Source organism: Saliphagus infecundisoli (genome assembly GCF_020177375.1).
GTDB classification, from domain to species: Archaea; Halobacteriota; Halobacteria; order Halobacteriales; family Natrialbaceae; genus Saliphagus; species Saliphagus infecundisoli.
Window position 1 is genome coordinate 179049 of sequence record NZ_JAIWHV010000001.1, and the last position, 18237, is coordinate 197285.

At 67.2% G+C, this 18237-nt stretch carries 23 protein-coding genes; 15 read left to right on the forward strand and 8 right to left on the reverse strand.

The genetic code is table 11. The annotated features are described in order from the left end of the window. Positions 1-28: 28 nt before the first annotated feature. The 3 genes from LCF40_RS01075 to LCF40_RS01085 form a co-directional block, all read right to left on the reverse strand. The gene (locus tag LCF40_RS01075; protein ID WP_114578047.1) at positions 29-1213 is read right to left on the reverse strand and encodes a DUF373 family protein; all 1185 of its coding nucleotides are present in this window, start codon (positions 1211-1213) and stop codon (positions 29-31) included. A 103-nt stretch (positions 1214-1316) separates the two neighbouring features. Next, positions 1317-2315: a signal peptide peptidase SppA gene (sppA, locus tag LCF40_RS01080; protein ID WP_224827033.1), complete on the reverse strand. Its 999-nt coding sequence runs from the start codon at positions 2313-2315 to the stop codon at positions 1317-1319. Between the two features lie 180 nt (positions 2316-2495). Then, a complete protein-coding gene (locus tag LCF40_RS01085) occupies positions 2496-3377 on the reverse strand; it encodes a coiled-coil protein (RefSeq protein WP_114578045.1) in 882 nt (293 codons plus the stop codon). Positions 3378-3695: 318 nt separating this feature from the next. Between LCF40_RS01085 and LCF40_RS01090 the strand changes: the two genes are divergently transcribed. Continuing rightward, positions 3696-4109 (forward strand): DUF5791 family protein, encoded by a 414-nt coding sequence (locus tag LCF40_RS01090; protein ID WP_114578044.1) that lies wholly within the window; start codon positions 3696-3698, stop codon positions 4107-4109. 26 nt (positions 4110-4135) lie between these two features. On the opposite strand, the gene LCF40_RS01095 is transcribed toward LCF40_RS01090, so the two are convergent. Next, a complete protein-coding gene (locus LCF40_RS01095) occupies positions 4136-4582 on the reverse strand; it encodes a pyridoxamine 5'-phosphate oxidase family protein (protein WP_224827568.1) in 447 nt (148 codons plus the stop codon). 171 nt (positions 4583-4753) lie between these two features. On the opposite strand from LCF40_RS01095, the gene LCF40_RS01100 reads away from it, so the two are divergent. From LCF40_RS01100 to LCF40_RS01110, 3 genes are all read left to right on the forward strand, one after another. After that, positions 4754-5284, forward strand: coding sequence for a GNAT family N-acetyltransferase (locus LCF40_RS01100; protein ID WP_224827034.1), 531 nt, complete (start codon positions 4754-4756; stop codon positions 5282-5284). Positions 5285-5402: 118 nt separating this feature from the next. Further along, positions 5403-6380: a flap endonuclease-1 gene (gene fen, locus LCF40_RS01105; RefSeq protein WP_224827035.1), complete on the forward strand. Its 978-nt coding sequence runs from the start codon at positions 5403-5405 to the stop codon at positions 6378-6380. Positions 6381-6514: 134 nt separating this feature from the next. Continuing rightward, positions 6515-7129, forward strand: coding sequence for a class I SAM-dependent methyltransferase (locus LCF40_RS01110; protein WP_224827036.1), 615 nt, complete (start codon positions 6515-6517; stop codon positions 7127-7129). 83 nt (positions 7130-7212) lie between these two features. Here LCF40_RS01110 and LCF40_RS01115 read toward each other — a convergent pair whose 3' ends face one another. Together LCF40_RS01115 and mvaD are read right to left on the reverse strand one after the other, a co-directional pair. Then, positions 7213-8340 (reverse strand): NAD(P)/FAD-dependent oxidoreductase, encoded by a 1128-nt coding sequence (locus tag LCF40_RS01115; RefSeq protein WP_224827037.1) that lies wholly within the window; start codon positions 8338-8340, stop codon positions 7213-7215. Between the two features lie 119 nt (positions 8341-8459). Further along, positions 8460-9431, reverse strand: a complete 972-nt coding sequence (gene mvaD, locus LCF40_RS01120) for a phosphomevalonate decarboxylase MvaD (RefSeq protein WP_224827038.1) — start codon at positions 9429-9431, stop codon at positions 8460-8462. A gap of 93 nt (positions 9432-9524) precedes the next feature. On the opposite strand from mvaD, the gene nth reads away from it, so the two are divergent. The 3 genes from nth to LCF40_RS01135 all read left to right on the forward strand — a co-directional run bounded on the left by nth (position 9525) and on the right by LCF40_RS01135 (position 11645). Continuing rightward, a complete protein-coding gene (gene nth / locus LCF40_RS01125) occupies positions 9525-10208 on the forward strand; it encodes an endonuclease III (protein WP_224827039.1) in 684 nt (227 codons plus the stop codon). An 80-nt stretch (positions 10209-10288) separates the two neighbouring features. Further along, positions 10289-10513, forward strand: a complete 225-nt coding sequence (locus LCF40_RS01130) for a hypothetical protein (RefSeq protein ID WP_224827040.1) — start codon at positions 10289-10291, stop codon at positions 10511-10513. Positions 10514-10610: 97 nt separating this feature from the next. Then, complete coding sequence (locus LCF40_RS01135) at positions 10611-11645, forward strand: PAS domain-containing sensor histidine kinase (RefSeq protein ID WP_224827041.1); 1035 nt, start codon at positions 10611-10613, stop codon at positions 11643-11645. Between the two features lie 34 nt (positions 11646-11679). Here LCF40_RS01135 and LCF40_RS01140 read toward each other — a convergent pair whose 3' ends face one another. Continuing rightward, the gene (locus LCF40_RS01140; protein ID WP_224827042.1) at positions 11680-12168 is read right to left on the reverse strand and encodes a DUF7321 family protein; all 489 of its coding nucleotides are present in this window, start codon (positions 12166-12168) and stop codon (positions 11680-11682) included. 95 nt (positions 12169-12263) lie between these two features. Between LCF40_RS01140 and LCF40_RS01145 the strand changes: the two genes are divergently transcribed. The 8 genes from LCF40_RS01145 (at position 12264) to LCF40_RS01180 (ending at position 17333) form a co-directional block, all read left to right on the forward strand. After that, entirely contained in the window at positions 12264-13139 is an 876-nt protein-coding gene (locus LCF40_RS01145; protein ID WP_224827043.1) for a DUF7319 domain-containing protein, read from the forward strand. A 65-nt stretch (positions 13140-13204) separates the two neighbouring features. Continuing rightward, positions 13205-13885, forward strand: coding sequence for a plastocyanin/azurin family copper-binding protein (locus tag LCF40_RS01150; protein WP_224827044.1), 681 nt, complete (start codon positions 13205-13207; stop codon positions 13883-13885). Next, positions 13886-14290 (forward strand): DUF7318 family protein, encoded by a 405-nt coding sequence (locus tag LCF40_RS01155; protein ID WP_114578034.1) that lies wholly within the window; start codon positions 13886-13888, stop codon positions 14288-14290. It begins immediately after the preceding gene. 2 nt (positions 14291-14292) lie between these two features. Beyond that, positions 14293-15156 (forward strand): Rieske 2Fe-2S domain-containing protein, encoded by an 864-nt coding sequence (locus LCF40_RS01160; protein ID WP_114578033.1) that lies wholly within the window; start codon positions 14293-14295, stop codon positions 15154-15156. Continuing rightward, positions 15153-15947 carry a cytochrome b gene (locus LCF40_RS01165; protein ID WP_114578032.1) on the forward strand — a complete coding sequence of 265 codons (795 nt, stop codon included), beginning with the start codon at positions 15153-15155 and terminating at the stop codon, positions 15945-15947. Before LCF40_RS01160 ends, LCF40_RS01165 begins: the two co-directional genes overlap by 4 nt. 4 nt (positions 15948-15951) lie before the next feature. Then, the gene (locus tag LCF40_RS01170; protein ID WP_114578031.1) at positions 15952-16710 is read left to right on the forward strand and encodes a cytochrome b family protein; all 759 of its coding nucleotides are present in this window, start codon (positions 15952-15954) and stop codon (positions 16708-16710) included. Positions 16711-16723: 13 nt separating this feature from the next. Continuing rightward, on the forward strand, positions 16724-17077 hold the full coding sequence (locus LCF40_RS01175) for a DUF7315 family membrane protein (protein ID WP_114578030.1): 354 nt from the start codon (positions 16724-16726) through the stop codon (positions 17075-17077). After that, positions 17067-17333 (forward strand): DUF7314 family protein, encoded by a 267-nt coding sequence (locus LCF40_RS01180; RefSeq protein WP_114578029.1) that lies wholly within the window; start codon positions 17067-17069, stop codon positions 17331-17333. Before LCF40_RS01175 ends, LCF40_RS01180 begins: the two co-directional genes overlap by 11 nt. 363 nt (positions 17334-17696) lie before the next feature. Here the strand turns inward: LCF40_RS01180 and LCF40_RS01185 are convergent, their stop codons facing one another. Beyond that, positions 17697-18152 (reverse strand): DUF7313 family protein, encoded by a 456-nt coding sequence (locus LCF40_RS01185; protein WP_114578028.1) that lies wholly within the window; start codon positions 18150-18152, stop codon positions 17697-17699. Positions 18153-18237 lie beyond the last annotated feature (85 nt).

The following is an 18237-nucleotide window of genomic DNA, read 5'->3' on the forward strand; positions in this document are numbered from 1 at the left end:
GACAAAGGCGTGGCGGGTTCGCGAGCGCTCACTGCCGATGGGAGTCCGAATCCGAGCCGCCGTCGGCGATCTCGGGCTCCTCGATTGAAGGGTCGACCCCGCGGAGCGCGGAGGCGACTTTCACCCCCACGAGGCTCAGGAGGACCCCGCCCACGACGAACACCGCGAGGCGGTTGCCGCCGCCGACCGCGAAGCTCTCGACGGAAAGCACGCCCAGGTCGGCGGCGCTCACGGTCAGGGGTCCGATGAGGTCGGCCTGTTCGAGGAAGTACGCCGAGAACCCCCGGACGACGAGGCCGACGGCGACGACGACGAAGGGGAGGTTGATGTACGATCCCCGGATCGGCTCCTCGTCGATCGCCTCGTCGAGCAGTCGGCCGGCGCTGGCGGTCAGTGCGGCCGCGGCGAGCCAGGGGACGCTGTCGAAGGCAAACCGCATCGCCGGGATGAAGTAGCCCTGGGGGTCCTCTAGCGTCGAGACGCCGAGCCCGCCCGCGAAGAGGCCGGCGGCGGTGAGCCCGGCGGCGACGACGTAGGTCACCACGGAGACCTGACCGCTGTACAGCGACCGGCGGGCCTGGCGGGCGAACCCGCCGAGGACGTCGTCGACGCTGAACCCCTTGTAGAGCAGGAAGAGGCCGATGACGGTCGTGATCGCCGCGGCGCCCTCCGCGGGGGAGAACTCGAAGACCATCGCGAGGATCGGGAAGACGAGGAGGGTGAGTCCGATCGGAACCAGAACGGTCTGGCGGAGTTCCTCGTCGGCCAGAAACTGCTTCATGAGGTAGTAGGTGGACTCGATGTCCCTGGCCTGGCGGACGACCACGCGATCGACGCTGTCGACCCGGACCCGGCTCTCGACGATCGGGACCAGGCGCTCGTCCTCGGCGCTGTCGATGACCACGACCGCCGAGTCGGGGTCGTGGTCGGCGATCAGCTCGTCGAGCTGGCGGGCGACCGCCCGATCCGCCCGGACCATCGACTCGCGGTCGCCCGAGACGACGGCGACGACGGTCTCCTCGTCGTCGTCGCGCAGCCCCTGGGCGACCCGGAGCGTCTCGAGCAGGGAGTTGACCCCGGAGTCCTCGGGATCGGCGAGGCCGACGTCGGTCACCAGCGCGCGGACGGCCTCCCAGCCGACGACCGGCGAGTGCAGCCCGGTCTTGCGGCCGACGTCGTCGGTCCGATCCAGACAGACGACGAGCGTTGTCACGGCTCCCGGTGGGTTCCCCGCGACGATAAAACCACGTACTCGACCGCTCCGACCGCCCGGTCACCGCTCGCGGCGACGCCACCGTCCCGCGTTCTCGCGGCCGTTAGAGGCGAAACCGGAACCCGCTGCTGCCGCGGTCGACGAGCCCCGCGAGGCCGGCCCCGAACGCGTAGGCGACCCCCCGGGCGCCGGTTCCCATCCGCTCGACGAGCGAGCGGGAGGGCTCGAACTCCTCGACTGCGACATCCTCGCGGCCGAGGCGGTCGGCGACCCGCTCCTCGACGGCCTCGCGGGTCCCCAGCTCGTCGACGAGCCCGTTCTCGACGGCGTCGCTGCCCAGGTAGACCCGGGCCTCGGTCTCCCGGACGAACTCGGGATCCAGGCCCCGGCCCTCGCTGACGCGCTCGACGAAGTGGGCGTAGGAGTCGTCGATCAGTCCCTGGAGATAGGCCCGTTCGTCATCATCCATTTCCTTCAGGGGGACGCCGGCGTCCTTGTACTCGCCCGCCGTGAAGCCCTCGTAGGAGAGCCCCAGCTTGTCGGCGAGTTCGCTCGCGTTGACCCGCGAGCCGACGACGCCGATCGAGCCGACGATGGAGGCCTCGCGGGCCCACAGCTCGTCACAGCCGCTCGCGATCCAGTAGCCGCCGCTGGCACAGACGTCCGTCGCGTAGGCTATCGTCGGCCCGTCGAACTCCGCCGCGGCGAGCCGGATGTCCTCGCTCGGGACGACCTGGCCGCCGGGCGTGTTCAGGCGCACGATCAGCGCCTCGGCGTTGCTGGCATCGGCGCGTTCGATCTCGCTTACGACCTCGTCGGCACCGGTCCCCCGCGGGGAGGAGGGAAGCCCGCCTCCGCCGCCGTCGCGGGTGATCGGTCCCTCGACCGCCACCTCGGCGACGTCGTAGCCGGGAAACACCGAGTCGGCGATCGAGCCGCCGACTCGCACGCCGACGACGGCGAGACCCAGCGTGAGGACGATCCCCGCTAGTTCGACGGTCGAGTCGGGGAGCCACCAGAAGAGGACGATCCCGGCGAGCGCGACCGCGCCGGCGACGGCCGCGACCACCGTGATCCGGCCCGCCGACCGGACGCTACTCACGCGCCGGCCCCCGGCCGGTCCGCTCTCTCCACGTGGTCGGGTACATGACGGTCGACCAGACGGACCCGGAGTGCAAAAGGATGGGGGCCGGATCTCCCGGACTCCCGTCACTGCCCCGCCAGCCTCCAGCCGTGGCTCACGGGTCGCGTCTCGAAAAGGGACACACGGTGACGAACCGCCTTAGAGCAGTCCGGTCTTCTGGAGCTTCATCAGGTCCTCGGTGTCGAGGGTCTCGCCGTCCTTGAACTTCTGGTAGATCTCTTCGGCTTCCTCCTTGGCCTCCTCTTTCTTCTGGTCGCGGGCGGACTTGCGCTGTTCTTCCTCCTGTTTGTCCATCTCCCGCAGCCGTTTCTGGACCCGGACGAAGTCCTCGTGGTGGCGGTCGGCGGCCTCCTGGGCCTCGACGAACGAGTCGTGCATGTCGTCGGCCTCGTCGCGGACGTCGTCGGCCTCCCGATAGGCCTCGATCATCCGGTTGTGGTGTTCCTGGGCCTCGTCGGCCAGTTCGGTCACCTTCTGGTGGTGCTGGGAGGCCTCCGAGCGAACCTCCTCGGCCTCCTCGACGAGCTCCTCTAGGTCGCCGTTGTCCTCGAGTTTCTCCTTTCGGTCGGCGTACTCCTCGCGCTTGCTCTCGATCTTCTCGATGAGTTCGCGTTCCTCCTCGCTCGAGAGGACCTCGGTCTGCTGTTTGAACTCGAGCTGTTCGATCTCCTCTTCGAGCTCCTCTAGGTCCTTGCCCTCGCCCAGTTCCATCTCGGACTTGAGCCCCTCGACCTCGTCGAAGAGCTCGTTTGCCTCGGCGTTGAGCTCGTTCCGGCTCTCCTTGTGTTCCTGGACCTGCTCGTTGAGTTCGTCGCGTTTCTCGCGGTGTTCCTGGGCCTCGTCGACCTTCTCTCTGGTCTTCGCGTTCAGGTCGTCGCGCTTGGAGGCGCGCTCGGAGGCCATCTGGTTCAGCTCGTTCCGTCGGTCCCGGAGCTGTCCGGCCTTCTTGATGAGCTGTCCTTTCGAGTCGTTCTCGATGTCGTCGTCGGTGAGTTCTACGTTCTTCGATTCGTCTACCATGTGTTAGTCAAACCTCTGTGCCATACACCCACCGGCGGTGGCTGGCGCTCGTGACCTGTCGAACCTCGTGAGGAAGCGTTCTGTCATCGATCATCGAGCGATACACGCCACGCCGGTGGCGTTCTGGTGGCCGTTACTACTGGCGCGTCTCATTTAAGTGTACCGGTGGGCGGGAGTGTGAAAACCGTTAGCAGACGCCCCCTCGTGGCGTGTAACGCGTTCCCACGGTCTGCGGACTGGCTTATAAACATCCGGCGGCGACCGGTCCGGACGGCGGGGATGGGAACCCCTTTCCGAACTCCGGCCGTTCGTGACGCCGTGTTCTACGAACAACGGATGCAGGTTCCGGATACCCCGGCGGCGCTCCGGCGGGAGTACGACGACGAGCTCCGGGCGATCCTCGAGCGCGTCGAGGAGCCGGCCGCACGGACGGGAATCGACGCCGACCGGATCGACGCGCTGCTGGCGGGGGACTCTCCCGACCTCTCTCTGGAGGAGGCCGCCGAGATCCAGGCGGTAGACGACGGCAGTCCCGACGCGGAGACGATAGTCGAGATGGCGTGTGAACACCTCCTCCTGGGAATGACGACGGCGGTCCTGGACGTCGATACGCTCGCGAGCGAACTCGAGATCGACCGCGAGGGAAAGGAGGTCCAACAGAAGATCGAGCGCCGGGCGCCGATGAGCTTCGAGGAGTTCGTCCACGTCCAGTACGCCATCGCGAGCCGGTAGCTCCGCTATCCGGTCTCGCTCGGCGGCTACGCCCCGCCGCCCATCCGGTCGGTGTAGTCCCAGCCGGCGACCGTCTCGGGCTCGATTTCGATCCGTACCTCCCGGCGGTCGGGATCGAGCAGTCGGTCGGCCAGATCGCTCTCGGTCGTCCCGAGATACCGCTCGAGGAGGTCCCCGAGAACCTCCTTTTCGGGGTCGGGCGAGATCGTCGCGGTCCCGTTGCCCCTGACCCCGCGATATGGGGGGTCGTTCGTCGAGACCTCGAAGGCGACGTGGGAGTCGGCCGCCAGAAAGGAGACCACGTCGGCGTCCGCCGACGTCGCACACTCGAGGACTCCCTCCCGGAAGCGAAACCACAGCGAGACCATCCAGAGTCGCCCCCCGGGAGTCCGACAGGAGAGCCGGACGGGGACCGTCGTCTCCTCGAGGAACGTCTCGACCTCGTCGGGCTCGAGGGTGCCACGGACGTTCATGCTACCTCCGCCTCCGGCCGTGCCCTCGATCGCCAGGTACGAAGCCGCCACATCCGTCTCGAAGAGGCCACCGGGACCGGAGTCATCGGTCGTGGGTTCCACGGATGACTGGAAAAAGGTTTGCCGGAGCGTCGATGGAGCCTTGGGTCCGGGGGCCCAATCGCCGGGCGCGTGGAGTACGAGATCCTCGGTTGGCCGCCCGACGGGCCGACGCTCCGGCTCGACCACGAGCGCTTTAGCTACGCCGGCAAGTTCGTGATGTCGAACACGGGCAAGGCCGTCGCCCGCGAGGACGGCGAGGTAGTTGCCGCCGTCGCGTTCAACGAGGACCGCACCGACGACCGCACCCTGTGGCTCCGCTACGTCACGGTCCGGAACGACCGCCGCGGCGAGGGGATCGGTCCCGAACTCCTCTCGCGCGTCCGCGAGGCCGCCCGCGAACGGGGGTACGACCGGCTCCGGATCGCGGTCAACAACCCCTACGCCTTCGAGGCGCTGTACCGGACCGGCTTTGCCTACACGGGCGAGACGACTGGGATCGCCGAGTTGGTCCTCGAGTACCCCCCGGATGCGGTCGGGGCCGACCCCGAAGAGCGCTACCGCGAGGGGCTCGCCGAGTTCGAGGGGCGGGAGCTGACCGACGGCGAGGAGCGTTTCCTCGCCGAGAAGGGCGAACGGGGGCCGCCCGAGCGGATCGAGTGAGTGTCGCCGCCGACGGTCGACGAGGGGGTCCGGGAAATCGGGAGTCGCGGGGCGGACAAGACGGTCGGGTCGGAGACATGGGGCAACTATCAAATCCCGCTCGCTCCAACGTCCGTCGATGGGAAACGCAGCGCTCCGAGAGATCGCGGCCATCGAGGAGATCCCGATCGAGGAGCTGTCGGGCTCGGTGATCGCGGTCGACGCCCACAACTGGCTCTACCGGTATCTGACGACGACGGTCAAGTGGACCTCGACGTCGGCGTACACGACCGCCGACGGCGAGGAGGTCGCAAACCTCATCGGGATCGTCAAGGGACTGCCGAAGTTCTTCGAGCACGACATCACTCCCGTGATGGTGTTCGACGGCGGCCCCTCCGACCTCAAAAGCGACGAGATCGAGTCCAGGCGCGCCCAACGCGAGAGCTACGAAGAGGACCTCGAGGTCGCCCGCGAGGAGGGCGACCCGGTTGCGATCGCTCGACTGGAATCGCGGACCCAGCGCCTGACGCCGACGATCCAGGAGACCAGCCGAGAGCTGTTCGACCGACTCGACGTTCCGGTCGTCGAGGCCCCCGCAGAGGGCGAGGCCCAGGCGGCCCACATCGCCCGTCGAGGCGACGCCGACTACGTCGGCAGCGAGGACTACGACGCCCTCCTCTTTGGCGCGCCGCTGACCGTCCGCCAGCTGACGAGTTCGGGCGATCCGGAGCTGATGGATTTAGACGAGACCCTGGCGACTCACGATCTCACCCACGAACAGCTGATCGACGCCGCGATCCTGATCGGGACGGACTTCAACGAGGGAGTATCGGGAATCGGCCCGAAGACCGCCCTCTCGGCGATCGCCGAACACGGCGACCTCTGGAGCGTCCTCGAGGCCAGGGGCGACTCGATCGCCCACGGCGACCGGATCCGCGCGCTGTTTCGCGACCCGAACGTGACCGACGACTACGCGTTCGACCCGACGATCGAACCCGACGTCGGGGCCGCACGCGAGTACGTCGCCGACTGGGGCGTCGCCGAGAGCGAGGTCGAACGCGGCTTCGAACGGCTTGAGGAGAGCATCGTCCAGACCGGGCTCGACCGCTGGTCGTGAGGCGTTTCGGCCGCTCGTCCGTACACAGGTGGCATGAATAGTCTCGTTGGGCGGCGTCTGAATCTCGCGTTACACGGGGTGTGCATAGAACGGTCAGGGGGACACTGAAGTGGCCGTCAGGTTTCAACTCGTGTATGGATGAACGCCGGGACGTAAAGGACGCCTATGACGAGATGGCTGAACACTACATGGACGTAGTGACTTCTGGATCCTCGTCAGAACTACCTAACCCAGTAAAGCGCTTTCAGAAAGAACTCGGGCCCGAAGACGAACTATTGGACGCCGGTTGTGGACCAGGCAGATCGACATTACGAATGGTCGGAGAGAGCGGCGTCGGTCTCGATATTTCCCGCAGGCAGTTATCACTGGCTAGCCAAAGGGCTACGGCAAGACTCGTTCAAGGTGACATGACCACACTCCCTTTCGCCAGCGATTCGTTCGATGCCGTCAGCGCGATCTATTCGCTGATCCACGTTCCGGTAGATGAGCACCAAACCGCCCTCGAAGAGTTCGCACGCGTACTCCGGCCCGGCGGGACGTTGCTGGTCACCGAGGGCGGTGTCGAGTGGACCGGATCAAATCCCGATTGGCTCGACAGTGGGGTCGAGATGCGCTGGTCAATGGCAGGTCCCGAAGCGACGCGGAAAGACCTACAGGCCTGTGGGTTCGAGGTACGAGACGCATGGGACGTACCGGACCCAACCACCGACGACGGAATGAAGCCCTTCTTCCTCGCTACTCTTCCGTAACTGTTCAGTTCACCGCCTGTAGGTAACGACGACTCAACCGTGCTGAGCGACACCGTCCGGCCTCTCACCAGTAGCGAACGGACTCACCGTCGCCGCCCGAGTTCCCGCGAGACGAGGTCGATCGCGTTCCCGACCGCACCCACCGATGAGAGGTAGCCGACGCCGACGGTCGTCTTCAGGGCCGTCGCCGCCCGCCCCGTCACCACGGAGGAGCCGACCTGTGCGACCGCGTCGTCGCCGACGCTGACCAGCCAGCCCGGCGAGTCGAACGTAAAGGGCTCGAGTCGGGGCTCGAACTCCCCGCCCTCCCGGTCGTGGGCGACCAGTCGGGAGACGTTCTCGGCGACGGTCCGGGCCTCACGGACCGCGCTCTGGGCACTCGCGGGGACGGCCTCGCCGTCGGCATCGACGGCCCGGACCGCGTCGCCCAGTCCGAACGTCCGGGGCGCCAGCCGGAGGTCGCTGCGGACCGTCGGGCGCTCGCCGAGGGCGTCGGCCCCTCGGATCCCGCCGGTCCAGACGAACACGTCGTAGGCGAGTTCGCCGGAGGCCAGATCGACCCGGTCGGCGTCGGCCCCCCGGACCGTCTCGCCGGCCCGTACCTCGACGCCCTTCCGTTCGAGGGCCTCCCGGACTGCCCGGGAGAACGCCGGCGGGAATCCGGGGGCGACGCGCTCGAGGCGCTCGACGAGGACGATTTCGGGATCGACGCCCTCCTCGCGTGCGAGTTCGGCGAGTTCGCCCGCGACCTGGACCCCCGAGAGGCCGGCGCCGCCGACGACCACCTGGGGGTCCCCGTGGTCGGTCGCCCGGAAGAACTCCCGGCGGATCCGTTCGGCGTGGGCCAGCCGTTTCAGGGGAATCGCGTGTTCGCGGACGCCATCGAGGCCGTAGAAGGCGGTCCGGGCGCCCAGACAGACCGCGCCGACGTCGTAGGAGAGGGTTCCCCTCGAGAGGGCGACCTCTCCGTTCTCGGGATCGACCGACTCGACGCGTGCGACCCGGACATCCGCGTCGACCGCGTCGGCGAGGGGGACGGTGATCCCGCGCGCGAGCTCAGGACGGCGGATGACCCGGTGGAGCTCGTGCTGGACGAGGTGGTTCGGGGAGGCGTCGACCAGCGTGAGGGTGGCGTCGGGGGAAAGCTCGCGCTCGAGCCGGCGCGTCAGCGTCAGGCCGGCGTAGCCCGCGCCGAGGACGGCGACGTGCATACGAGAACTTGGGCGCCCAGTCCCAAAAGCGTCGCCTCACAGGGTCGGTTACAACGATTCACCGTTCGATCGCGCCACCGTATCGCGATCGACGGCGCACTGACTTGTAACCGGCTCTGTCAGAACAGGTGGTCGTCTACCGTCCGGGCGGGGCCGCCGACCCCCCAGCGGGCTGTCTCGACGCCGCAGTCGGCGACGGCCTCCTCGACCCGATCCGCATACGCCTCGCGGGTGTTGACGTAGACGCTCGCGCCCGTGTCCGTCGAGAAGTACACTGGTATCCCCTCCTCGCGGAGTTCTCGCACGCGAGTGAAGATTTCGAGGGTCCGGGGCTGCCAGTAGACCCAGCCCGCGGGCCCGGTCATCGTCGTCGCCGCCAGCGACAGCGAGTCGTGTTCGGCGGTCTCGAAGACCCGGTCGAAGTCTCCCTCCCGGAGCGCGTCGCGCATCTCGACCATCTGGTCGTGGATGTGGGCGTTCCTGGCCCCGAACATGTGGCTCTCGGTTGCCTCCTCGTGGGCCGCTTCGGTCTCCTTGTGGTAGGGCACCAGCCCCGCGATGATCGTCAGATCATCGCCGACGTCGGTCTCCAGATGGCGCGACCGACAGTCCTCGTCGTTCAGTCCCGCCTCGAGCAGCGAGAAGCCGCCGGTGACCGACCGGGCGGCCGACGCCGAGCCGACGCGGGCGATGGTCGAGATTTCCGGGTGGGTGAGCTCGAGGCCCGCAGCCGAAACGAGGGCGGTCGCGGCGGCGGCGAAGCCCGACGACGACGAGCCGAGGCCGACGTTCGACCGGAAGCTGTTTTCGCTTTCGATCCGGACCGGTTCGTCGGCGTGGGCGGCCGTCGCCCGATCGCGGACTTTCTCGACGACGGCGTCGACGCGCTCTTTGCCGCGTCCGTCGAGTTCCTCGCCGTCGACGATGAAGCGATCCTCGTCGCTCGACCCGAACTCGACGGTCGTCGTCGTCCGGCTCGGGGCCGTACAGACGCTGATGCTGTCGTGGTAGGGCAGCCGCTCGACCGGGTCTCGCATCCCGTGGTACTTGACGAGTCCCTGGATCGGGTGGGCCACCGCCGTCGCTTTCATACCCCGACAGGGGCGTGTCGCCCGCTTAAAACTCCCGACCCCCGTCCGTGCGAACCGAACCGCTCAAATGACCGCTCCCGAAAGACGGAGGCGATGGGAACTCCCCTCGAGCCCCGCGAGGCCCAGGTCGAGGAAGTCACCGACCGGCTCCGGGAGACCTACCCCGATTCGACGATCTCGCTTCGGTACTCGAATCGCCTCGAGTTGCTTATCGCCGTCGTCCTCTCGGCGCAGTGTACCGACGAGCGCGTGAACGAGGTGACCGAGGAGCTCTTCGAGACGTACTCGACGCCCGCGGAGTACGCGAACGCCACAGAAGAAGAGCTCGCCGACGCGATCTACGGGATCACCTTTCACAACAACAAAGGTGGCTATCTCCAGGGGATCGGCGAACGCCTCGTCGCCGACCACGACGGCGAGGTTCCCGACACGATGGCCGAACTCACCGACCTCCCGGGGGTCGGCCGCAAGACCGCGAACGTCGTCCTCCAGCACGGCCACGACATCGTCGAGGGAATCGTGGTCGACACCCACGTCCAACGGCTCTCCCGGCGGCTCGGACTGACCGAGGAGCCCACGCCCGTGCGGATCGAAGAGGACCTCGTGGGGATCGTTCCCCGCGAGGACTGGCAGGAGTTCACCCACCTCTGTATCGACCACGGCCGGGCGACCTGTACCGCACGGAACCCCGACTGTGGGGACTGCGTGCTCGCGGCCATCTGTCCCTCCCAGAAGGGCGATAGCCCGGTCGACCTCGCCTCCGGCGAGCCCTGGTAGCGCGTCGGACGGGCCGCCCGGCCGGCTGTCGGGCGCAAGCCGAACCCCTTTTCTTCCGGCGCCCGTACGACCGGGTTGCCATGACCGACGACGACACCGACCACGGCCGCGACGTCGAACTCGCGAAGGAGGCCGACGAGGACGACGACGAAGAGCTCACCGAAGCGGAGATGGAGGCCCGGCGGAAACAGGAGGAAGAACGGAAGCGCCAGGACATCGAACACGAATCCGACGAGCGAGAAAACGACGCCCGGGAACACGAGAACCCGGACAACCACCGGGACGAGGAGCCGTTCAACAGCTAGACGGCACCGGTCGGGACCCCGTTTTCCTGTGGCGCTGTCGGCGACGATCGCATGGCGTGGAGCGTAAATTTATACGCCTCGCTCCGGACGGTCCGCTATGCCTCGTTCCTCGCTCGGACAGCGCCGTGATTTCCGAGCCCTGTTCGACCAGCTCGAGGACGTCGCGCTCTGGACGGCGACCGAACCCGGGCGGTTCGACTACATCAGCGACGGGTTCGAGGGGATCTGGGGGATCCCGTCGGAGGAAGTCGAGGACGACGTAGAGAGATTGCTCGACACCATCCATCCCGACGACCGGGACCGCGTTCGCGAGCAGATGGAGCCCGGCGGATCGCGCGAGAACTCCTACGAGGGCCGCGTCGTTCGACCGGACGGCTCGCTCCGGTGGGTGCTCACGCGCCAGGTCCTCGTCGGGGAGGGACGGGACGTCGAGGCCGTCGGCCTCACGACGGACATCACCGACCAGAAGCGCCGCGAGCAGGAACTCGAGCTGTTGAACCGGGTCGTCCGCCACGACATCCGAAACGACATCGCGGTCGTGCTCGGGTGGGCGGAACTGCTCTCCGATCACGTCGACGAGGAGGGCGAAGAGCACCTCCAGCGGATCCTCGACAGCGGGGAGCACATCGTCGAGCTCACCGAGACCGCCCGCGACCTCGTGGAGACGGTGACCGAACGCGGGGACCTCGCCGTCGAACCGACCCCGCTGTCCTCGGTCCTCGACACCGAGCTGTCGCTTCGCGAGGAGTCGTTTCCGGAGGCGGAGTTCGTCCTCGAGGACCCGGTTCCGGACGTCGAGGTCGCGGTCAACGGGATGGCCAGCTCGCTGTTCAGGAACCTCCTGAACAACGCCGTCCAGCACAACGACGGCGAGACGCCCGTCGTCAAGGTCTCCTGTGAGGCGCGCCGGGAGGACGTCGTGGTCCGAATCGCCGACGACGGACCCGGAATTCCGGACGCACAGAAGGAGGTCGTGTTCGCGAAAGGCGAGAAGAGTCTCGGGAGTCCCGGGTCGGGACTCGGGCTCCATCTCGTTCGAACGCTGGTCGACCAGTACGGCGGCGACGTCCGGATCGAGGACAACGAGCCGACGGGTGCCGTCTTCGTCGTCTCGCTCCCGCGGGCCGACTGATCGAGTCTCGCCCCCACTGCCGGGACGTCGATCCCTACCAGAACATCTGGTACCGGAGGAGGTACCGGACGATCCCGATGAGGTAGGCGATCAGCCAGAGGAGGACGTAGCCGAAGACGCCGACCCGGAGCCGGCGGCGCCAGCCGGCCATGTTCTCGTGGAGGTCGTCGATCTCGACGTCCGCGGCCGCCCCGTCGGTGTAGAGGTCGTGATCGCGTTTGACCTGGAAGATCCGGACGATGCCGGTGAGCGCGACGGCGAGCATCGCGTACGCCTGGAGGCCGAAGAAGGCGTGGACGACGAGCAGCCCGCCCATCTGGGCGGCCGTGCGGGGGACCATCCAGCCGACCACGGGGAGAGTCGTCAGCGCCAGGCCGACCGCGATGAACTTCAGGTGGTAGACGAGGACGTCCCAGGTGACGACCTCGGTGTCGATCATGATCCAGGCGCCGTAGAGGTAAAAGGGGAAGCTGGCGGTGACGAGGCCGGCGACGACCGTCGCGACCGCCAGCTCCTGGTCCATGTCGGCGCTGGGGTCGCGCGCGGAATAAAGGGCCCGAAACCGGGCCCGGGGCCGGGTCGAAAAGGGTTTTGGCCGTCGGGCCCTGGGTTCGACCGATGGCGGATCCCGGAGACGCCCCCGACCGATCGGGCGAGCGAGCCCCGCCCGAGGACGCGCCCGGCGAGCCCTCCCCGGGGAGCGGGGCCGACGGGGACGCAGAGAGCGTCGAGGCCCTCCGCGAGCGCGTCGAGGAGAAGTACGACTTCGAGGCGTTCGGCCCCCGGGAGATGGCCGAGATTACCCCCGAGGAGTGGGACGTCGCCTTCGACGACGAGAGCTGGATCACCGGCACGGAGCTTCTGGCGCGGGTCGAACGCGAACTCAAGTCCCGGATCGCCAGCCGGGAAGTCTTCGCGTCCCTGGAGTACGCCGAAGTCGAGGGCGAGCGGGCGCTGGTCGCCTACTCGGACACCGACTACGCGATCGTCTTCCCCGATGGAAGCGTCGAGGGTCGGGGGACGATCGTCCGGGACGTCAAGCCGACGGTCGCGCTCTGTTCGATGGACGACTACGAGGTCGACGACCCGCCCGAGGACTGGCGACTGCCCGACCCCGACTCGATCCCGGACTCGGGAAGCGAGGTAGGCAACTGGATGCTCCAGTTGCTCGCGGCCACCCAGCTGCTCGTGGGGCTTGGAACCTTAGTTGCCTGGCCGATCCTCGGCGCCCGGGACAACATGGTCCTGCTCGTGGTGGGTCTGGGCTTCACCGCCGTCGGCCTCGTCCTCTTCTTGATGGTCGCGAACGCCCGACTCTCCGAGAAGTTCCGCCTCCGGGAGTACAAGGGACGGCTCCGCTCGACCGGGGCGGCCTCGGCCGACCGGCCCGACTTCCTCCCGATCGAGGACGACGCGTTCGAGGGGAGCGAGCCGGCCCTCTCCGGCGAGGACGAGGGGTCGAAACCCCGGGATGACGGCCCGGTCGGCCGGTAACGGGAGCCGGTTCCCGGAGGTGCATCCGGAGGGTTTAAGCGAACAGGTTCCTGAACCCATCGTGTATGAACAGACGGGAGGCTCTGGTAGCGGTCGGCAGCGTTCTCGGTGCCGGCTCGGCCGTGACTGCCGTGATGCCCGTCGGGGCCCAGGAGGACGGGAGCGGGGGCAACGAGAGCGGCGGTAACGAGACGGGAGGCGGGAGCGGCGGAAACGAAACGCAGGGCGGGGGCAACGAGAGCGGCGGCGGAAACCAAAGCGGCAACGCAAGCGGCGGTGGCGGAGGCGGCGCCACGGAGACGGTCAACGTCGTCGACAACGCCTTCGAACCCGCCGAACTCACCATCGAGCCCGGGACGACCGTCGAGTGGGCCTGGCAGGGAACCCAGGCCCAGCACAACGTCGTCCCCGACTCCCAGCCCGAGGGCGCCGGCTGGGAGGGACACACCTCCCTCGAGAGCGGCGACTTTTCCTTTTCGTCGACGTTCGAGACGGAAGGCGACTACGAGTACATCTGTGAGCCCCACGTCTCCCAGGGGATGACCGGCACCATCACCGTCACCACCGACACGGGCGGGGGGCAGGCCGAGGCCGACGTCGACATCCACGACCTCGGCGTCCCGATCCAGAAGCAGTACGTCGGGGTCGCGAGTTTCCTCGCGACGTTCGTCTCGCTGGTCTTTACGTTCTACCTGCTGAAGTACGGCGAGTCGGCGAACACCAGCAGTCCGGGGAGGGATCGCTAAATGTCCTCCTCCGGAAGCACCTACGGCGACATCCACCGCTACGAACCCCCCCGCGAGAGCACGGTCGCCGCGATCGCGATCGTCCTGCTCACCTTCGTCCAGATGATCTTCGTCGCGCTGTTCGTCTACGGGCTCGCGGACCAGTGGGCGATCGGCTCCCAGGCCGGAGGGACCGGGAACATGTTCCTCGGCTTCCTGCTGGCCGCGATCTTCGTCAATCTCGGATTCATCCTCATGCTCTATCGCAAGGAGTTCCTCCCCGACGTGATGATCGTCAAGAAACGACGCCGGAAGTGGGAGGACGTCCACATCCGCGAGGACCAGGCCGAGGGACGGACCCTCGCCGACGAAACCGGCGCGTGGGACACGGTCAAACGCGCGATTTACCCATACTACAAACGATAACAATGGCAGACGACGACAACTATCCGGTCGAATCCGATCGCCGTCGCTTCGTCAAGGGCGTCGTCGGCGGCGGCGTGCTCTCGGGGCTACTCACCGTCGGCGCCGCGAGCGTGACGATGGCGACGACTCCCTCCGGCGGCGGCGGCGGGAGAATGGACTACCGCGGCGCCGTCCGGGAGATGGGGCCGGCCCCGCGCGGGCTCCCCCAGATCCCGATCGAGATCGACGACGAGGGCTACCTCCAGGGCATCTGGCCCGAGCCCGAAACCGTCGAGCAAGGCAGCACCGAGTACCAGGTCTCCCGAACCGAGATCGCCGGCACGGAGTACTCGACGGAGTGGTACCAGTACTGTGGCGTCCAGACGTTCCCGGGGATCGCCCCCGACGCCGACGGCCAGGACGCCTACTTCCGGTACGACACCTCCGCCTCCGGGGACTACCCGTGGATGGAGGAGGTAAGCGGAGGCGACCGGATCCACATCGAGGACCTCGAGGGCTACGAGGACTGGGGCAACGGCATCGGCGAGGACGGGCTGGGCAAGCCCGCCACCGCGACCTGGCGCTCCCAGAACGTCGCCGCCGAGAACACGATCCCCATCATCGTCATCCGGTCGACCCGGATCGAGGAAATGGCCCAGGACGACGAATGGGTCGCTGAAACGTGCCCGCAGGGCTGTGTCGCTTACCTCAACAAGTGTACCCACTTCTGTTGTGTCCCCGGCTACAAGCGCCTGGGCGAGTCGGGCAACTACGGGAACGGCGACGACAGGATCTACTGTAACTGCCACCAGTCGGTGTACAACCCCTTCGATATCACCGAACAGCAACTCATCGCGCTCCCGCGCCCGGAGGGCGACGACGAATGAGCTTAGAGCCGAAGGACGAACACGATCACAACGCCTGGCTCGCCGAGCGCGACCTCTCAGTCATCGAGAAGACGTATCTGACGACGCTGGTCTGGCTCGACCGGCGCCTCCGGCTCGTCGACTATCTGGAGATCTTAGAGAACATGTACTACAAGATCAACCTCCAGATGCCAAAGAGCCACACCGAACAGTACAACCTGGACAACAAGTTCTGGTACTGGTATCCCCTCTACGCGCTGGGCTCGTTTTCTTTACTGGCCTATCTCGTCGCGGCGATCAGCGGGGCCTTACTCGGGTTCTACTACGCGCCCGCGACCGCCGGGGAGACCCCCGCGGCGTACGCGACGATCTCGACGATCATGATGGACCAGAACTTCGGGTTCATGCTCCGGAGCATCCACCGGTGGTCGGCCCAGGTGATGGCCGCCGTCGTCTTCCTCCACATGATCCGGGTCTACTTCACGGGCGCCTACAAAGAGCCCCGGGAGGTCAACTGGCTGATCGGCGTCGTCCTGCTCGCGCTGACCGTCGGCTTCGGCTACACCGGCTACCTGCTGCCCTGGAACCAGCTGGCGTTCTGGGCCGGCCAGATCGGCGTCGAGATGGCGCTTGCCGTCCCGGTCGTCGGCGAGTGGGGCGCCCAGCTGATCTTCGGCGGCTTCAGCCTGAGCCAGTCGACGCTCCAGCGGATGTACATCCTCCACGTGTTCGTCCTCCCGTTCGTTGTGACGGGACTGATCGTGCTCCACATCGGCATCGTCTGGATGCAGGGCATCGCGGAACCCCACTGATACAATGAGCGACAACCAAGACCCACAGACCGACGGCAGCGGCCCCGGAATCGTCGCGCCCGACGACGAGACGCCCACCTGGCGCGAACGGAAGGAACGCCGGACCGGCCTCTCGCGGCTCACCTACGAGTACTTCGAGCGCTCCCGCCGCGAGGACCAGGACCTCCGCCAGGAGTCGACCTACGTCGAACGCGACGTGCTCGGCTTTCCCGCCTGGCCCCACGAGACGGTCCGGAACCTCGCGATCTCGAGTTTCTTCGTCGGGATGCTGGTGTTCCTGGCGGCGATGCTCCCGCCCCACCTCGGGGACGTGGCCAACCCCGCCCAGACGCCCTCCGTCATCATCCCCGACTGGTATCTCTACTGGTCGTTCGGCCTGTTGAAGCTCGGCCCGCTCAACCCCGAGCTGTCGATCCTGGGCGGCGAGAAGCTCATGTCCGACGAGTTCTACGGCGTGCTCGCGAACGTCGCCGTCGTCGGCGTGATCGCAATCGTTCCCTTCCTCAACAAGGGCAGCGCCCGGCGCCCGGTCGAGCAGCCGTTCTGGACGGCCGTCGGCGTCGCCGGCGTCACCTTCGCGTTCACGATGAGCGTGGTGGCGGTCCAGAACCTCGTCCCGTTCAGCCACGGGATCACGTTCGACCTCTCGTTCCTGTTGCCGCTGGTGGCGGGAACGATCGCGTACTCGGTACTGAAGGCGATGCGCGAGGGGTACATGTACGACCTGAACCGACGGTACTACCGCCTCAGGCCGCCGAAGTAGTGCGAGCACCCGAATGACCGATCGAGACGGAAGGGACGGAACGACCGATGAGGCCGGAGAGAACGCGGACGACGGCCCGGATCGACACGACGTCGTCGTCCCGCTCAGGCTCTACAAGACCGTCACCGTTTTCTCGACGCTGATCGCCATCGTCTCGATTCTCGCGGGGTTTGCCCTGTTGGACGCCGCGACGAACCGTGCCCAGGCCGACATCGGCGAGATCGGCGTCGGGCTCTCGATCGTGGGCGTCGCCCTGATCGCGACCGGCGCGCTCACCTACGCGTTCTCGACGCGGTTTCGGGCCGCCGGGATGGGAAACGCTAAAGACGAGCCCGACGAAGGATCGACTACGAACAATGGCCGATGAATTCATCAAGGGGTTTGCCATCCTCACTGGGGGGTTGCTCATATGGTTGGTGTTCGCTGGCTGGTTCAACACCCCGAGCTTCTACGATACGCAGCTCATCGCACCGAACCCGGAGGATCCCGGCACCTACGCGGCCGTCGCGCTCGTGATCAAGGACGCGATGTTGTACTTCGCGCTGGTCGGAGCGTTCACCTTCTGGGTGCTCGTCCCGACCGGACGGCGCGCCCGGGAGTACTACGCGGAGACCGACAGCTGAACGCGCGGTCTCGAGTCCGGTCCGAACTGGTTTTCGGTGGTGACCGAACCCGGGAGCGCCCGCGTCGTCCGCGGAAACGGGGAGCCGGCCCGAAGACGAGACCGTCGGTGCTCTCATAGGGTCGGTCACAAGTCAGTGTCCCGTCGATCGAAACACGGCACTGCGAGACCGGCAGATCGTCGTAACGACCCTCTCGGCTGTGTTCGAGCCGAAGCCTCCCAAGGGGTGAACGAGTCGCTCGATGCTGCCCGGTCTTTGACGGGGACGCCACGAGTGACTGGAACTGAAGCGACGACCGTGCGCCGAGAACCGGGATCGAAGCCCCTCCCGGACCGAGGGGCGTCTGGGAGGAACGGGGAGAGGTCACACGATCGCGTCCCAGACCGGACTGACGATGAAGAAAAGCGACTGGTAGGCGATGTAGGCGAAGACGAGCGCCGACGCGAACAGCGCGCCGTTCGGGCGCTCGATGGGCCGCTCAGTGCGCGCCTCGACGAGGCGGGCCTCGAACTCGAAGACGTCGGCGATCACGAGCGCGAGGACGAGGGTCGTCAGGACGACGCCGCCGTGGAGGTGGACCGTGATGTAGTAGAACGACCCGAGCACGAGCGCGACGTTCGTGGCGTCGAGGGCGGTGCTCCGGGTGATCGCCTCGGCGCCGCCCTCGCGTGCGGCGCTGGCGTAGTCGCGGTAGGCGAGCGCGCGGATCGCGAGGTTCGCAACCACGACGACGAGCAGGACGAACTCGATGGCCGCGACGCCGCTGACCACCTCCTGGGCGAGGACGTCGATCGGCCCGAACAGCGATGACGTGATCATACCCGAAACACGGTGGTTCGACCATTAGAGTGTTTCCAATGTGGACGGGTGCCAACGGTCGTCGGCCGGTGCGTCCACATCCGGT

Excerpts from the sequence above, each read along its gene's own strand:
- LCF40_RS01140 (WP_224827042.1), bottom strand. The coding sequence starts at position 12,168 with ATGGACCAGGAGCTGGCGGTCGCGACGGTCGTCGCCGGCCTCGTCACC.
- mvaD (WP_224827038.1), bottom strand. The coding sequence starts at position 9,431 with ATGAAAGCGACGGCGGTGGCCCACCCGATCCAGGGACTCGTCAAGTAC.
- LCF40_RS01135 (WP_224827041.1), top strand. The coding sequence starts at position 10,611 with ATGCCTCGTTCCTCGCTCGGACAGCGCCGTGATTTCCGAGCCCTGTTC.
- LCF40_RS01180 (WP_114578029.1), top strand. The coding sequence starts at position 17,067 with ATGGCCGATGAATTCATCAAGGGGTTTGCCATCCTCACTGGGGGGTTG.
- LCF40_RS01155 (WP_114578034.1), top strand. The coding sequence starts at position 13,886 with ATGTCCTCCTCCGGAAGCACCTACGGCGACATCCACCGCTACGAACCC.
- fen (WP_224827035.1), top strand. The coding sequence starts at position 5,403 with ATGGGAAACGCAGCGCTCCGAGAGATCGCGGCCATCGAGGAGATCCCG.
- LCF40_RS01165 (WP_114578032.1), top strand. The coding sequence starts at position 15,153 with ATGAGCTTAGAGCCGAAGGACGAACACGATCACAACGCCTGGCTCGCC.
- nth (WP_224827039.1), top strand. The coding sequence starts at position 9,525 with ATGGGAACTCCCCTCGAGCCCCGCGAGGCCCAGGTCGAGGAAGTCACC.
- LCF40_RS01115 (WP_224827037.1), bottom strand. The coding sequence starts at position 8,340 with ATGCACGTCGCCGTCCTCGGCGCGGGCTACGCCGGCCTGACGCTGACG.
- LCF40_RS01160 (WP_114578033.1), top strand. The coding sequence starts at position 14,293 with ATGGCAGACGACGACAACTATCCGGTCGAATCCGATCGCCGTCGCTTC.
- LCF40_RS01185 (WP_114578028.1), bottom strand. The coding sequence starts at position 18,152 with ATGATCACGTCATCGCTGTTCGGGCCGATCGACGTCCTCGCCCAGGAG.
- LCF40_RS01095 (WP_224827568.1), bottom strand. The coding sequence starts at position 4,582 with ATGAACGTCCGTGGCACCCTCGAGCCCGACGAGGTCGAGACGTTCCTC.
- LCF40_RS01130 (WP_224827040.1), top strand. The coding sequence starts at position 10,289 with ATGACCGACGACGACACCGACCACGGCCGCGACGTCGAACTCGCGAAG.
- LCF40_RS01150 (WP_224827044.1), top strand. The coding sequence starts at position 13,205 with ATGAACAGACGGGAGGCTCTGGTAGCGGTCGGCAGCGTTCTCGGTGCC.
- LCF40_RS01145 (WP_224827043.1), top strand. The coding sequence starts at position 12,264 with ATGGCGGATCCCGGAGACGCCCCCGACCGATCGGGCGAGCGAGCCCCG.
- LCF40_RS01175 (WP_114578030.1), top strand. The coding sequence starts at position 16,724 with ATGACCGATCGAGACGGAAGGGACGGAACGACCGATGAGGCCGGAGAG.
- LCF40_RS01110 (WP_224827036.1), top strand. The coding sequence starts at position 6,515 with ATGGATGAACGCCGGGACGTAAAGGACGCCTATGACGAGATGGCTGAA.
- LCF40_RS01085 (WP_114578045.1), bottom strand. The coding sequence starts at position 3,377 with ATGGTAGACGAATCGAAGAACGTAGAACTCACCGACGACGACATCGAG.
- LCF40_RS01170 (WP_114578031.1), top strand. The coding sequence starts at position 15,952 with ATGAGCGACAACCAAGACCCACAGACCGACGGCAGCGGCCCCGGAATC.